The sequence below is a fragment of the Hyphomonas oceanitis genome, assembly GCF_036964545.1.
In the GTDB taxonomy this organism is placed as follows: domain Bacteria; phylum Pseudomonadota; class Alphaproteobacteria; order Caulobacterales; family Hyphomonadaceae; genus Hyphomonas; species Hyphomonas oceanitis.
Genome location: NZ_JBALTL010000001.1, coordinates 97,012 through 109,859, shown reverse-complemented (window position 1 = coordinate 109,859; position 12,848 = coordinate 97,012). Strand labels below are relative to the sequence as shown.

Below are 12,848 nucleotides of genomic sequence, written 5' to 3'. Positions count from 1 at the left end.
AGAAACCCGTGGTAAAACCATCGGAAACCCGTATCAAACCCCTATGATACCGCAAAAAGCCATACTGATCCCATGACCGATTCCCTGACTGACCGCGATTACCGCGACACGCTGTTCCTGCCGACAACCGAATTCCCGATGCGAGGCGGCCTGCCGCAGCGCGAACCGGAATGGATCAAGCGCTGGGACGAGATGAACCTCTACAAGTGGCTGCGCGCCGACGCGAAGTCGCGCGGGGCCAAGCCGTGGATCCTGCATGACGGCCCGCCCTATGCGAACGGCCACATCCACCTCGGCACGGCGATGAACAAGATCGTCAAGGACATCATCGTGCGTTCGCACCAGATGACGGGCCATGACGCGGCCTATCTGCCGGGCTGGGACTGCCATGGCCTGCCCATCGAGTGGAAGGTGGAAGAGGAATTCCGATCCAAAAACCGCGGCAAGGATGACGTGCCGGGCGACGAGTTTCGTGCCGCCTGCCGCGCCTATGCCGAAAAATGGGTCGAGATCCAGGGCAAGGAATTCCGCGCGCTTGGCATTGAGGGCGAATGGGACAATCCCTACCTCACCATGAAGTTCGAGAGCGAGGCGACCATCGTTGCCGAATTCCTGCGCATGGCCATGCAGGGCGCCCTCGTGCGCGGCGCCAAGCCGATCATGTGGAGCCCGGTCGAGCGTACAGCCCTCGCAGAAGCGGAAGTGGAATATTACGACCGTAAGGTGCCGGTGATCTGGGTGAAGTTTCCCGTTAAGGCGTACAAGCTTGGCATTGAGAAGCGGAACCCGGATGGAACAAGGGATACTCAACTTTCCGAGTTGCTGAATGATACGAGCGTTGTGATCTGGACGACCACACCTTGGACGATCCCAGCGAACCAAGCCGTGAGCTTTAGCTACGGTATTACCTACAATATCTACGAGGTATTGTCCGTTATGACCGAGGAAGAACTCGGTTTTGCGCCGTATGCGCGGGTGGGGGAAAAACTCATTATTGCGGAAAATTTGGCGGAAGACGTCAAAGAGGCAGCCAAGATCAAAGAATGGCGCGAATTGTCTGTTTTCAAGCCCGAAACCGTAGAAAGCCTTTCGCATCCGCTCTCTGAAATGGATCCCTTCTTCGACCACCCCATCCCGATGCTCGCTGGCGACCATGTCACCGCCGATGCCGGTACGGGCTTCGTGCACACGGCGCCGGCGCATGGTGAGGATGACTTCAACGTCTTCATGGCAAACGGCCACAAGGCCTCCGACATCCGCCAGATCGTCGATGCCGATGGCTGCTACACGCCGGACGTACCGCGCTTTGGCGGCATGGATATCATCCGCACCAGCGGCAAGAAGCGCGGCGACCCAGGTAAGGCCAATCAGGAAGTCATCGCGGCACTCGCCGAGAGTGGCAACCTGCTGGCGCGCGGCATCACCACAATCCGCGATGCGCACTCGTGGCGCTCCAAGGCGCCGGTTATCCGCCGGGCCACGCCGCAATGGTTCATCTCGATGGACAAGCCGGGCCCGAACGGCAAGTCGCTGCGCGAGAACGCGCTCGCCGCCATCGACGCGACCGAATTCTTCCCCGCCGTGGGCCGTAACCGCCTGCGCTCCATGGTCGAAGGGCGGCCCGATTGGCTGATCAGCCGTCAGCGCAACTGGGGGGTTCCGATCACCATCTTCGTCGACAAGAGCGGCCAGCCGCACACGGCCGCGCTTCCTGCCGATCAGGCGCAGGCCCTCAACGAGACGATCAAGGCGGCCATCGCGGCTGGCGGCGTCGAAGCCTGGTTCAGCACACCGAAGGAGGGTTTCCTCGGCGCGCACGGCCTGAATGCCGACGATTGGGACAAGGTGACGGACGTTCTCGACGTCTGGTTTGATAGCGGCACGACGCACGCCTTCGCCCTGCGCGAGCGCGGCATCATCGACGCCGAAACCGGCCAGGCCGACCTCTACATGGAAGGCTCTGACCAGCACCGCGGCTGGTTCCAGTCCTCACTGCTGGAATGCTGCGCAACGCGCGGAATGGCGCCTTACAAGCAGGTGCTGACGCACGGCTTCATCGTCGATTCCGAAGGCAAGAAAATGTCGAAATCGATCGGTAACACGATCGAGCCGGAACAGATCGCCAAGCAATACGGCATCGAGATCCTGCGCATCTGGACGGCCAGCGGTGACTATACAGAAGACCTGCGCATCTCCGACGAGATCATCAAGGGCTCGGTCGAATCCTACCGCAAGCTACGCAACACAGTGCGCTACATGCTTGGCGCCCTCGACGGCTGGACCGAGGCTGAGGCCATCGAAGCGCGCAAGATGCCCGGCCTTGAGCGCTGGGTGCTGCACCGCCTGTCTGAACTCGATGAACAGGTGCGCGCGGCCTATGATGTCTACGACTTCAAGAAGGTGATGAGCCTGCTCATCAATTTCTGCGGCGTCGACCTTTCGGCCGTCTATTTCGACGTACGCAAGGACAGCCTCTATTGCGATCCGCGTTTCGAGACAGAGGAAGTCTGGGACGGCGACACGGCCAATTTCGGCAATCGCCGCCGCGCGGCCCGCACCGTCATGGCCGCTGTGCTGGAGCGCCTGCTGACATGGCTCGCCCCCGTCATGCCGTTCACGATGGAAGAGGCCTTTCTCGAAAGCCACCTGAAGGGCAGTGTCGCCTCTGTCCACCTGCTGCAATTCCCCGACACGCCGGTCGGCTGGCGCGATGCCGACCTCGCCGCACGCTGGGAGAAGATCTTCACCGTTCGCCGCGTCGTCACCGGCGCGCTGGAAGTCGAACGCCGCGAGAAGCGTATCGGCGCCTCGCTCGAATCCACGCCGCGTGTGCTGATCGCCGACGAATCCCTCATCAAGGCCTTCGAAGGCGAGAATGCGGGCGACCTGTTCATCACGTCTGGCGCAGAGCTGGTGCATTCCTCGACCAGCGAAGGCGGCGGGTTCACGCTCGACGATACGCCGGGCGTTGTTGTGCATCCGGTCAAGGCGAGCGGCGTGAAGTGCCGCCGCAGCTGGAAATACTTCGATCCAGCCAAAGCTGACCCGGCTTTCCCGGACATCACGCCCCGTGATGCCCTGGCCGTGAAGGCCTGGGACGCGATGCACGACTGATCAGAGGAGCCCTCACCTCCCATCGCTTCGCGATGGGCCCCTCCTCTCCCAGAGGGAGAGGAGTTTGACGGCTCTGAACCACTTAACCCCTCTCCCGCTTGCGGGAGAGGAGGGGCCCGCTGCCGAAGGCAGTGGGAGGTGAGGGGTCCAAGTGTACAGAATCGCTTGATCGCCCGGGCGGGGTCTGCAATCTGCTCGGCATGAAGTTCAATCCGGCTAATATCTGGGCGCTGGCCCTGGTGCCCGTCGTCATTCTGGCTGACCAGGTGTCGAAGTGGCTGATCCTGTCCGAGCCGCAATTCAATGCGCTCGCCTGCCTTAACGCGCCTGTGCCGTGTGGCCGTATTCCGCTGCCGGGGCCGATCGACTTCAGCATGCTGTGGAACCGGGGCATGAGCTATGGCTTCCTGCAGTCCGAAGGCCTGATGCGCTGGGTGCTGAGCGCCGCCATGCTGTTGATTGCGCTGGGTTTTCTTGTCTGGCTGCTGCGCGCAGAGGGCCGCCTGCTGAAACTGTCGCTGGCCATGGTTGTCGGCGGGGCCTTCGGCAACCTGATCGACCGGGTGCGTTTCGGCGCTGTTGTCGACTTTATCGACGCCGGCGCACTGCATTTCCCGTGGGTCTTCAATGTGGCCGATGCTGCGATTAGTGTTGGTGCGGTCTTGCTGTTTGTCGATCAGTTCTTACTGTCGGGCCGAAAGCAGGCTAAGCCCGCAAATGAGAATTAAACCGATGCCAACCGGAGGCGAGGACGCCCTATCATGATGAAACCAGTTCTTTTGATTGCGGCCGGCGCGGCCCTTGCGGCCACCACGGCCTGCACATCCGGCGGTGGCGGCACGCGTACGCCTGACGAGTTTCGTGTGGTTACCAAGGCGCCACTGATCGTGCCGCCGGAATATGCACTGCGTCCGCCTCCAGCCGGTGGCTCGCTGCCCGCTGAAGTCGATACGGCCCGCGCCGAGGTGGCAACTACGTTCGGCACGACTGTCGGCAAAGATGCCAGCAAGTCTGAGCGCGCGCTCGTGGCTTCGGCTGGCGCCAATGCTGTGAACCCGATGGTTCGTGCGCAGGTCGACTATGAAGAGACCAAGACGATCCGCAAATCCACTGGCGTGGTCGACAAGATCCTCTTCTGGCGCAAGGACAATGTTGAAGACATCGAAGCCGTCAGCACCGACAATGCGACCGGCGGCGGCGATATCGAGATCGTCAAGGCCAAGCCAGGCGCTCGCCTGAAGCTGCCAGGAACCTGATCCAAGACTGATAGATGCGCGCAAGAGACGACCAGAGGGAGTAGCCCATGAAACGGATAATCACCGGAGGGCTGCTCGCGGTCGCTCTATTCTGCGGAGGCGCGTCGGCGGAAGACGCCGCCTGGACACCAGAGACCTTCACGCTCGACAATGGCATGCAGGTCGTGGTCGTGCCGGATCATCGCGCGCCCGTCGTCACGCACATGGTCTGGTACAAGGTCGGCGCCGTTGACGAGGAGCCGGGCAAATCGGGCCTCGCCCACCTGTTCGAGCACGTCATGTTCAAGGAGACCGAGAATCTCGGTCCCGAAGAGTTCACCACGATCGTCCAGCGCAATGGCGGACAGCTCAACGCCTTCACCAGCTGGGATTACACCGCCTATTTCGAGCGCGTGGCCAAGCCGCAGCTGAAAACCATGATGGAGCTTGAGGCCGAGCGTATGCGCAACCTCAAGATCAATGATGATCCCAAAGGCCCATTCATCTCCGAGCGTGATGTCGTCAAGGAAGAGCGCCGCCAGCGGATCGACAATGATCCGGGCTCCATCCTGCAGGAACAGGTCCTCTCCGAACTCTGGAAGGGCCACCCTTACGAGATCACCGTCATCGGCAAGATGGATGAAGTGGCAAAGCTCTCGCCCGCCGATGGCATGGCCTTTTACCACAAATACTATTCGCCCGAGAACGCGATCCTCGTCGTCGCCGGTGACGTGACGACAGATGAAGTCCGCACGCTTGCTGAGGAAACCTATGGTCAGATCGAGCCCACGGGCACGGTCGACGGCACCCGCAAATGGGCCCCAGTGCCGCTGCTGACCGAGAACAAGCTGCTCGTTCATTCCGACCCAAAAGTGCGCCAGCCAAGCTGGAGCCGCTATTACAGCGGCCTGTCGGAGTCGCGTCAGCGTCGCGAATCCTATGCGCTGGATGTAGGCCTGTCGGTGCTGGGCGGTGGCATGACCAGCAGGCTCTATCAGGCGCTGGTGGAGGACGAGCAGATCGCCATCAATGTCAGTACATTTGCCTGGACGACGTTGCACGATGAGGGCCCGGCAGTGATCAGCGCGAGCCCGGTCGACGGAGTTTCACTGGACGAACTTGACACGGCCGTGATGGCAGAAGTCCGCAAGGTACTCGCGGAAGGCTTCACCGATGAGGAAGTCGAGCGCGCCCGCAATTCGCTTGCCGCTGAAGCAATCTATGCCCGCGACAGCCAGTCCAACATGGCCAACACGTTTGGCTCCACGCTGGCACTGGGTGGCACGATCGATGACATCCTGAACTATCCCGACACGATCAAGTCGATCACGACCGAAGAGGCGCTGGCCGCCGTTCGCACCGTGTTTGGCGAGGATCGGCACTATATCGAAGCGGAACTCATTCCAGCCGAAGGAGACCAGTAAGATGACCTACCTTAAGCTGATGATGGGCGCCGCCAGTGCGCTCGTGCTCACCGCCTGCGCCTCTGCTCCTGTCACCGAGGCGGCCCCGGAAACACTGGTCGAGGCACCTGCTGCCGAACCGGCCATGAAGGTGGATGTCCACAAGGGCGACTTTGTCGAGATCCAGCAATTTGTGACGCCGGGCGGCGTATCCGTCTGGCTCGTCTCCGAGCCGTCCATTCCGATTGTCTCGGTCGAGATGGCGTGGAAGGGCGGCGAGACGTCTGATCCGGAAGGTCTTGAAGGCCTGTCCGATGCGGTCGTGTACAACATGAATGAAGGCGCGGGCGATCTTGATTCGCTCGGCTTCCAGACGCGGATGGAAGAGCTGAACATGAGCTTCGGCTGCTCCACCGGCAATGACTGGACAAGCTGTTCGGCGTCCATGCTGAAGGAAAATGCGCCAGAAGCGATGGGCCTGATCGCGACAGCCTTTGATGAGCCGCGTTTCGATGAGGGCCCGTTCGAGCGCTTCCAGCGCGAGAACCTCATCGGCATCAAGCAGCGCGAAACGAGCGCTGGCTGGCTGGCTCGCAAGGCCATGACCGACGCGCTCTATCCCGGCCATCCGTATGCCCGTCAGACCAGCGTCGAGAGTATTGCTGCCCTGACGCCGGAGCTGGCGCGCGAACAGATGCGCAAGCTGATGGTCAAGGACCGGCTCCTGGTAACCGCCGTGGGTGCGGTGACGCCGGAAGAACTCGCCCCGATGATCGACATGGCCCTTGGTGGCCTGCCGGAAACGAGCGAGCTGCCGCCTGTCGCCGATATCACGCTGCCCACACCACCGGCCGAGCCCATCGTTGTTGACCTGCCACAACCGCAAAGCCTCGTGATGTTTTCCGCGCCCGGCCTTGAGCGCCACGACCCGGATTTCTTCGCCGCCTATGTGCTGAACTACACAGTTGGCGGTGGTGGTTTCGAGAGCCGCCTGATGAAGACGCTGCGCGTCGACAAGGGCCTGACCTATGGTGTCAGCACGGGGCTTTCCACGTCAGACCATCTCGACACGTGGACTGGCGGTGGCCAGACCAAGAACGAGAGCGCGGGCGAATTCCTGGCAGGTATCCATGACGAGCTGAACCTTTTCGTCGCCGATGGCATGACGGAAGAGGAACTCTCTGACGCCAAGGCTTATCTCACTGGTTCATATGCGCTCGGCTTCGATTCCAATGCGAAGATTGCTGACCAGATCATGTCGGTGCGCCAGCAGGATCTCGGCATCGACTATTTCGATACGCGCAATGCGAACATGAATGCCGTGACGCTGGACGATGTGAACCGGGTGGCGAAGGAATATCTCTCCCCCGAGAACTTCATCTATGTCGTGGTCGGCGAGCCGGAAGGCGTGGAATAGTCAGTCCGGTGTCTTGCGCGGCGTCGCGAGGCCCGGGGCGGCGATGCCCCTGACATAGTCCCGGCGGAAAGCGTAAAGCTCCGCCGGGCGCCCGCCCGTTCCGGTCTCAAGACGGCCTGTGCCCTCAACCAGCCCGGTCTTGTCCAGCGCGCGGCGGAAGTTCTGCGTGTGCAGGGAGAGGCCAAGAATGCCTTCCACGGCGCGTTGCAGCGATGACAGCGTGAACCGCTCCGTCAGCAATTCAAACACGACAGGCCGATACTTGATCTTGCCCCGCAGGCGCGACAGAGCCGTGGCGAGGATGCGGCGATGGTCTGACGCCATCGGCGCGCCGAGTGTCACGGCTGGCTTCGACAGGCCGGCATCGCGTGCGCACTCGGCAACCAGCCCGGCTTCATAAAGCAGCTCGTAGCGTTCCAGCACGCGCTCTTCCACCCAGCGGGCCCCATCGAGGCCGAACGCGATACGGGCACGGTCCAGCCGCTTCGGATTGCCGGCAGCCCATGTGTAAAGATGCGGCGCAAGCTCGCCATCGATCATGGACGGGCGGCCATTGCGATGGTCTTCCCACGGGAAATAGCGATACCAGCCCTGCCAGCGCGCCTCGAACGCCGCGCCAGTAGGCGCTGCATCCGGCATCAGCGCGAGATAGCCGACGGAGATGACCCGCGCGGCGGGGGGCGCATCTGTCAGCGTCGCCTCGGGCGTGTCACGGTCCTTGTCGCCAAACGTATAGAGCTGTTCGACATAGCCGAGTTCAAAGCCGGTCTGCTCGCGCACCCAGCCGCGCAGCGACAGGTCGAACGTGCGGTGGCGTTCAGGATCGAACGGGCCGAAGGGCAGGGCGTCTTCGCCCGTCTCCCGGGTTGTGATCAGCACAAGTGGGTTGCCATCATCAATGGCGACCATGACCGCAGAAAGGCCGATCAGGACGGAAAGGGTCATCGGCGCTGGCTCATTTCAAAGTCATGATGCAACTGGTCGTAGCGCGCAAGGAAAGCTTCCTGCGCTTCGGGCACGGCGAGCGGCTTCAGTTTCAGGTGCATGCCTTCCGGCGGCTTGCCGAACAGCTTGTTTGATTCGTCCTCGGAGAAACCGGCGAGCTGGACCGCCTCGAACCAGGCGCAGATAAGGTCGGCGCGCTTGATCAGTTTCTTCAGGCGCTGCGGCGTTACAGGCACGAGTTCGAATCGGATGTGGATGGCTTCCTGCAGGCGCGCTTCGATGGATTTGTAGCTTTCGCCGAGCAGGGCCTTGAAGGGCGAGATCATGTCGCCGATCACGTATTCCGGGCTGTCATGCAAGAGGGCCGTCAGGCAGTCGCGCGGATTGAGGCCCGGGTTCAGCTCGCGGCAGATGCTTTCCACAATGACGGAATGCTCGGCCACGGAGAAGGCATGTCCGCCCTTTGTCTGACCGTTCCAGCGGGCAACACGGGCCAGGCCATGGGCAATGTCCTCGATTTCCACATCCACCGGCGAGGGGTGCGCAAGATCGAGTCGGCGGCCTGACAGCATGCGCTGCCAGACGCGGGGAGGCTTAACAGAACGCTTCACTGGTGTGCTCATCGGGGCCATCATTAAGCTATTGGTAGCAAGGGTAAAGAAACGGAGGCGATACGGTTACAAACTGACCCCATTTCCGCCTCGATCCAAGAATGCAGTGTTAAGGCCTTTCCGGCATAAGGGTTGCACCACACCGGACAGAGACCGCTCAGCCAGATGCGGCCAGACCTAGGACAAGACATGATCGACATGATGACACAGTTCGTTTCGGGCCAGACACTGCCATTCTGCGTGCTGCTTGGGGGCTGTATCATTATGGTTGTCGAAGCGGCTCGCGCCAGCCGCCGCGCCCTCTGGGGCGACATGTTCTCCGAAGACCTGGAAGAATAGTACGTCCGGGGCTTCGCGCCTCAGGCCGTCTTTTCCACCAATACAGTCCCTGCCGAATAGCCTGCGCCGAATGAGCAGATCAGGCCTTTCTCGCCTGCTTTGAAATCATCCGAATGCTTGTGGAAAGCGATGATCGATCCGGCCGACGACGTGTTGGCATAGGTGTCGAGCACGGTCGGGCTTTCATCATCGGTTGCTTCGCGACCCAGCACTTTTGACGAGATCAGCCGGTTCATGTTGGCATTCGCCTGATGCAGCCACATGCGGCGCAGGTCTGCGCCTGACATGTTCAACTCGCCGAGATGTTCGCCGATCATTGTCGCCACCATGGGCACGACTTCGCGGAAAACCTTGCGGCCTTCCTGCACGAACAGCTTGTCCGGCGAACCGACGCCTTCCGGCGCAGCGCGGTTCAGGAAGCCGAAATTGTTGCGAATATTGTTCGAGAACTCGGTCTTCAGTTTCGTGCCGAGGATTTTCCAGTAACCCGCCGGTGCGATGCTCTCTTCTTCCACGAGCACGGCTGTGGCGACGTCACCGAAGATGAAATGGCTGTCGCGGTCGGTGAAGTTGAGGTGGCCGGAACATATTTCCGGATTGACCATGAGCACTGATTTCGCGCTGCCGCTGCGGATGAAGTCAGCAGCTGTCTGGATGCCGAACGTGGCGGAGGAGCAGGCGACGTTCATGTCGAAGGCAAAGCCGCTGCAGCCAAGCGCGGCCTGGATTTCAACGGCCATGGCCGGATAGGCGCGCTGCATGTTTGAGGCGGCGCAGATGACGGCGTCGACATCTTCCGGCTTGCGGCCAGCGCGTTCGAGCGCTTGGCGGGCCGCATGAATGGCCATTTCGGCCATCACGGAAATCTGCTCGTTCGGGCGTTCCGGAATGCGGGGGGCCATGACGCCCGGATCCAGCACGCCTTCCTTGTCCATCACGTGGCGCGACTTGATGCCCGATGCCTTCTCGATGAACTCGACCGAGGAATGGGTCTTGGGCTCTACGGTGCCATCGGCGATGTCGGTGGCGTACGCGATGTTCCAGTTGTCGGCCCACGCGTTGTAGCTCGCGACCAGTTCTTCATTGGAAATCGATTCGGGGGGCGTCCAGAGACCTGTCGCCGATATAACTGCTGTCTTCATCTTGCCCTCAGCAAGGGCGCGGCGGAATCCGCGCCTCATGTATTTCGATGCACTTGCTGTAACGCGCGTTGCGCAGCTGGTCGAGAGAAGAGGTGCAGGTCGCTAGCGGGGCAGCTCGATGCCGGGATCGGACGATTCGCGGGCCATTTCAGGGGAAACGCCGCTGGCTACGCGATCGGCCTCGCGGTTTTCGTAGCTGCGCTGCCGCGCGGCGATGCTTTCGGCTTCGGCACGGGCTGCCGCTTCAAGCAGGGCAATCTGGGTCGTCACGCAGGACTTGCGGGCTTCAGGGCCCGGAGAGTTGGCGCAGCGTGACCAGGCAATCTGCTCACGTTCTTTTGCGATCTTGTCGGAGGCGCATGCACCAAGAAGCAGGGCGCCCGACAGGAGGGCAGTCAGGATGAGGGCGTTCTTCATGTTGGCTCCACGGTGTTGGGGTCACAGAGGCCGGGAATGGCCGCTCAGTTGTTGGGCGCAAGGTCCGTCGGATTGCTGTCGCTTGCGGCTTTGGCGTCTTTCGCCTTCGTCTTCTCATAGGCACGGCAGGCATCCTCGTCCGCCGGCGAATCGATCAGGCTGCAATCGGTGCTTTCCTGGCTCTGCGTCGCGTCTTCCGTGATGCAGGCCGAAAGCAGGAGTGCCGGAAGGATCAGGATAGCCAAACGCATTCTCAGGTCCTCTGTACAGCGCTGTGTCGGGGGCAATGTATCTCATGATCATTCACCATGCCAACGGCCTGTGCCCATGCGTAGACAATCGTTGGCCCGACGAATTTGAAGCCGCGCTTCTTGAGATCCTTGGACATGGCGGTTGACCAGTCGGTGAATGTCGGCGCCTTGCGGAAATCCTTCCAGCTGTTGACGATCGGCTCGCCGCCCACCCAGTCCCAGCAATAGGCGGAAAAGTCTTCGCCCGCTGTGGCCATGTCGAGATAGGCGCGGGCATTGCCAATCGTCGCCTCGATCTTTTTGGGGCTGCGGATGATGCCCGGATTTTGCAGCGCTTTTTCGATACGCTTAGGCGTCCAGCGCACGAGGCTTTCCGGATCGAACCCGTCAAATTCCTCACGGATCGACTCGCGCTTGCGCAGGATGGTGATCCACGAGAGGCCGGCCTGCATGCCGTCGAGTTGCAGCTTTTCCCAGAGGGCGCGGCTGTCGCGCTCCGGCACGCCCCATTCCTCGTCATGATAGTCGCGATAGAGTTTGTCGTTCAGCGGCGCCCAGCCGCAATAGGGTGCGTCAGTCATTGGCCGCCGTGAGTGCAATGAGTTCCATCTTGAGCCATTCGGGCCGGTCGATTGTGACCGGGCGGCCACCACAGGTGAAGGCCTTGCCGGCCGCATCGGCCTGAACCATGCGGTCGGTGCGGATCAGGGCAAGGCCCATTTCGCCGGATACGCTGGTGACATTGCCGATGGACGAGCCCGCAAGGATATCTGCGCCGCGCTTCAGGCCTTCGCCGCGCACAGGCAGCGTGCGCTTGCGCACCTTGGCCTTGCGCTTCATGCGGCTGGCGACTTCCTGGCCGACAAAGCAGCCCTTCTTGTAGTCGATACCGTTCATAATATCGAGGTTCACGTCGGTGGGAAACACTTCGGAGCCGCGATAGTCAGCGCCCCATTCGGGCACGCCTGCGGCGATGCGCGTCTTGTGCCATTCCTCGTAAGACATTTCGACACCGATCTCGGCAGCAGGCGAAATGGCGCGGTGCGGCAGCTGCGTGGAGCGCACGTCGACCCAGCTGCCTTCGGTGACAACGTCATCGGTCAGCTGCTCGATCTCGACTTCGGAGCGCAGGCGGAACAGCTTCAGGCGCTTTTCCAGCTCGTCGGCGGCGTGGCTGTGCACATCCAGATAAATATTCTCGAGCGACAGCATGGCCAGATAGTCGGCGATGATCTTGCCCTGCGGGGTGAGCAGCGCGCCATAGCGCATCTCGCCCGTGTTCCAGTTGTCGACCGAATGGGTGACGGTGCGCTCCAGCAAGGCCAGCATGTCCGGTCCGGACAGGCGAATGATGGAGCGATCGGGCAGGGCGCGTTTTGACATGTGGGTAATCTAGTGTGCCCGGCCCGCTTTGTCTGCGCCTTTCCATGCTGCGTAGAGACCCGTCGCCAGGCCGCTTTTCAGGACCGAACCGATCAGGAAGGGCACAATGCCTGCAACGACAGCGGTTTCAGCGCCGACAAAGCCCGAAAGCCAGGCTGCGCCAAGGCCAAGCACGAGGCCGTGAAGGCCGAGGAAACCGGCCAGACGCAGGGCGTGGGCGCTGATCTTGTCGCCCTTGGGCAGGTAACCGGCCAGGAATGCTGCAATGGGGAAGGCGGCCAGATAACCCGCCGTCGGGCCTGCAAAGGCGATAAGGCCGGATTTGCCATCCGCCAGCACCGGGGCGCCGGTAAAGGAAAGCGCAAGCCAGGAAAGGACCATCGCGGCGCCCATGCGCGGGCCGAACAGGGCGCCAAGCAGCAGGACCGTCATGGTCTGCAGCGTCACCGGGACCGGATACATGGGCACGGAAATGTAGGAGGAGGCTGTCAGCGCCGCGACGCCGAGGGCGCCGATTGCCAGCGGGCGCAGGGCGGGATGGGCGAAAGCGTCGGTCGCAGTGTGTTTCATGGGTGGTCCTGTAGCTGATAA

Annotated in this window: 14 protein-coding genes; 6 read left to right on the top strand and 8 right to left on the bottom strand. The window is 61.6% G+C overall.

Annotated elements, in window-relative coordinates; genetic code table 11:
• Window positions 1-72: 72 nt before the first annotated feature.
• The 5 genes from ileS to V7651_RS00545 all read left to right on the top strand — a co-directional run bounded on the left by ileS (window position 73) and on the right by V7651_RS00545 (window position 7,169).
• A complete protein-coding gene (ileS, locus tag V7651_RS00565) occupies window positions 73-3,114 on the top strand; it encodes an isoleucine--tRNA ligase (RefSeq protein WP_035535847.1) in 3,042 nt (1,013 codons plus the stop codon).
• A gap of 200 nt (window positions 3,115-3,314) precedes the next feature.
• The gene (gene lspA, locus V7651_RS00560; protein WP_051624478.1) at window positions 3,315-3,842 is read left to right on the top strand and encodes a signal peptidase II; all 528 of its coding nucleotides are present in this window, start codon (window positions 3,315-3,317) and stop codon (window positions 3,840-3,842) included.
• A 33-nt stretch (window positions 3,843-3,875) separates the two neighbouring features.
• Window positions 3,876-4,370, top strand: coding sequence for a DUF3035 domain-containing protein (locus V7651_RS00555; RefSeq protein WP_051624479.1), 495 nt, complete (start codon window positions 3,876-3,878; stop codon window positions 4,368-4,370).
• A 47-nt stretch (window positions 4,371-4,417) separates the two neighbouring features.
• A complete protein-coding gene (locus V7651_RS00550) occupies window positions 4,418-5,773 on the top strand; it encodes a M16 family metallopeptidase (RefSeq protein ID WP_035535848.1) in 1,356 nt (451 codons plus the stop codon).
• Window position 5,774: 1 nt separating this feature from the next.
• A complete protein-coding gene (locus V7651_RS00545) occupies window positions 5,775-7,169 on the top strand; it encodes a M16 family metallopeptidase (protein ID WP_051624480.1) in 1,395 nt (464 codons plus the stop codon).
• On the opposite strand, the gene V7651_RS00540 is transcribed toward V7651_RS00545, so the two are convergent.
• Together V7651_RS00540 and V7651_RS00535 are read right to left on the bottom strand one after the other, a co-directional pair.
• Window positions 7,170-8,114 carry an NUDIX hydrolase gene (locus V7651_RS00540; protein WP_335611855.1) on the bottom strand — a complete coding sequence of 315 codons (945 nt, stop codon included), beginning with the start codon at window positions 8,112-8,114 and terminating at the stop codon, window positions 7,170-7,172. It abuts the gene before it with no gap.
• Complete coding sequence (locus V7651_RS00535) at window positions 8,111-8,746, bottom strand: YfbR-like 5'-deoxynucleotidase (RefSeq protein WP_051624497.1); 636 nt, start codon at window positions 8,744-8,746, stop codon at window positions 8,111-8,113. The genes V7651_RS00540 and V7651_RS00535 overlap by 4 nt, the downstream gene beginning before the upstream one ends.
• Window positions 8,747-8,914: 168 nt before the next feature.
• Here V7651_RS00535 and V7651_RS00530 point away from each other — a divergent pair, with 168 nt between their 5' ends.
• Window positions 8,915-9,064, top strand: a complete 150-nt coding sequence (locus V7651_RS00530; protein ID WP_155839227.1) for a hypothetical protein — start codon at window positions 8,915-8,917, stop codon at window positions 9,062-9,064.
• A 20-nt stretch (window positions 9,065-9,084) separates the two neighbouring features.
• On the opposite strand, the gene V7651_RS00525 is transcribed toward V7651_RS00530, so the two are convergent.
• The 6 genes from V7651_RS00525 to V7651_RS00500 all read right to left on the bottom strand — a co-directional run bounded on the left by V7651_RS00525 (window position 9,085) and on the right by V7651_RS00500 (window position 12,827).
• Window positions 9,085-10,206, bottom strand: a complete 1,122-nt coding sequence (locus V7651_RS00525; RefSeq protein WP_035535955.1) for a beta-ketoacyl-ACP synthase III — start codon at window positions 10,204-10,206, stop codon at window positions 9,085-9,087.
• Window positions 10,207-10,308: 102 nt separating this feature from the next.
• A complete protein-coding gene (locus V7651_RS00520; protein WP_035535851.1) occupies window positions 10,309-10,623 on the bottom strand; it encodes a hypothetical protein in 315 nt (104 codons plus the stop codon).
• Between the two features lie 44 nt (window positions 10,624-10,667).
• Entirely contained in the window at window positions 10,668-10,874 is a 207-nt protein-coding gene (locus V7651_RS00515) for a hypothetical protein (protein ID WP_035535852.1), read from the bottom strand.
• A 2-nt stretch (window positions 10,875-10,876) separates the two neighbouring features.
• Window positions 10,877-11,455: a DNA-3-methyladenine glycosylase I gene (locus V7651_RS00510; protein WP_035535853.1), complete on the bottom strand. Its 579-nt coding sequence runs from the start codon at window positions 11,453-11,455 to the stop codon at window positions 10,877-10,879.
• The gene (ygfZ, locus tag V7651_RS00505; protein ID WP_335611854.1) at window positions 11,448-12,257 is read right to left on the bottom strand and encodes a CAF17-like 4Fe-4S cluster assembly/insertion protein YgfZ; all 810 of its coding nucleotides are present in this window, start codon (window positions 12,255-12,257) and stop codon (window positions 11,448-11,450) included. The genes V7651_RS00510 and ygfZ overlap by 8 nt, the downstream gene beginning before the upstream one ends.
• Before the next feature lie 9 nt (window positions 12,258-12,266).
• The gene (locus V7651_RS00500) at window positions 12,267-12,827 is read right to left on the bottom strand and encodes a biotin transporter BioY (protein WP_335611853.1); all 561 of its coding nucleotides are present in this window, start codon (window positions 12,825-12,827) and stop codon (window positions 12,267-12,269) included.
• Between the last annotated feature and the right edge of the window lie 21 nt (window positions 12,828-12,848).

Excerpts from the sequence above, each read along its gene's own strand:
- ileS (WP_035535847.1), top strand. The coding sequence starts at position 73 with ATGACCGATTCCCTGACTGACCGCGATTACCGCGACACGCTGTTCCTG.
- lspA (WP_051624478.1), top strand. The coding sequence starts at position 3,315 with ATGAAGTTCAATCCGGCTAATATCTGGGCGCTGGCCCTGGTGCCCGTC.
- V7651_RS00555 (WP_051624479.1), top strand. The coding sequence starts at position 3,876 with ATGATGAAACCAGTTCTTTTGATTGCGGCCGGCGCGGCCCTTGCGGCC.
- V7651_RS00550 (WP_035535848.1), top strand. The coding sequence starts at position 4,418 with ATGAAACGGATAATCACCGGAGGGCTGCTCGCGGTCGCTCTATTCTGC.
- V7651_RS00545 (WP_051624480.1), top strand. The coding sequence starts at position 5,775 with ATGACCTACCTTAAGCTGATGATGGGCGCCGCCAGTGCGCTCGTGCTC.
- V7651_RS00540 (WP_335611855.1), bottom strand. The coding sequence starts at position 8,114 with ATGACCCTTTCCGTCCTGATCGGCCTTTCTGCGGTCATGGTCGCCATT.
- V7651_RS00535 (WP_051624497.1), bottom strand. The coding sequence starts at position 8,746 with ATGGCCCCGATGAGCACACCAGTGAAGCGTTCTGTTAAGCCTCCCCGC.
- V7651_RS00530 (WP_155839227.1), top strand. The coding sequence starts at position 8,915 with ATGATCGACATGATGACACAGTTCGTTTCGGGCCAGACACTGCCATTC.
- V7651_RS00525 (WP_035535955.1), bottom strand. The coding sequence starts at position 10,206 with ATGAAGACAGCAGTTATATCGGCGACAGGTCTCTGGACGCCCCCCGAA.
- V7651_RS00520 (WP_035535851.1), bottom strand. The coding sequence starts at position 10,623 with ATGAAGAACGCCCTCATCCTGACTGCCCTCCTGTCGGGCGCCCTGCTT.
- V7651_RS00515 (WP_035535852.1), bottom strand. The coding sequence starts at position 10,874 with ATGCGTTTGGCTATCCTGATCCTTCCGGCACTCCTGCTTTCGGCCTGC.
- V7651_RS00510 (WP_035535853.1), bottom strand. The coding sequence starts at position 11,455 with ATGACTGACGCACCCTATTGCGGCTGGGCGCCGCTGAACGACAAACTC.
- ygfZ (WP_335611854.1), bottom strand. The coding sequence starts at position 12,257 with ATGTCAAAACGCGCCCTGCCCGATCGCTCCATCATTCGCCTGTCCGGA.
- V7651_RS00500 (WP_335611853.1), bottom strand. The coding sequence starts at position 12,827 with ATGAAACACACTGCGACCGACGCTTTCGCCCATCCCGCCCTGCGCCCG.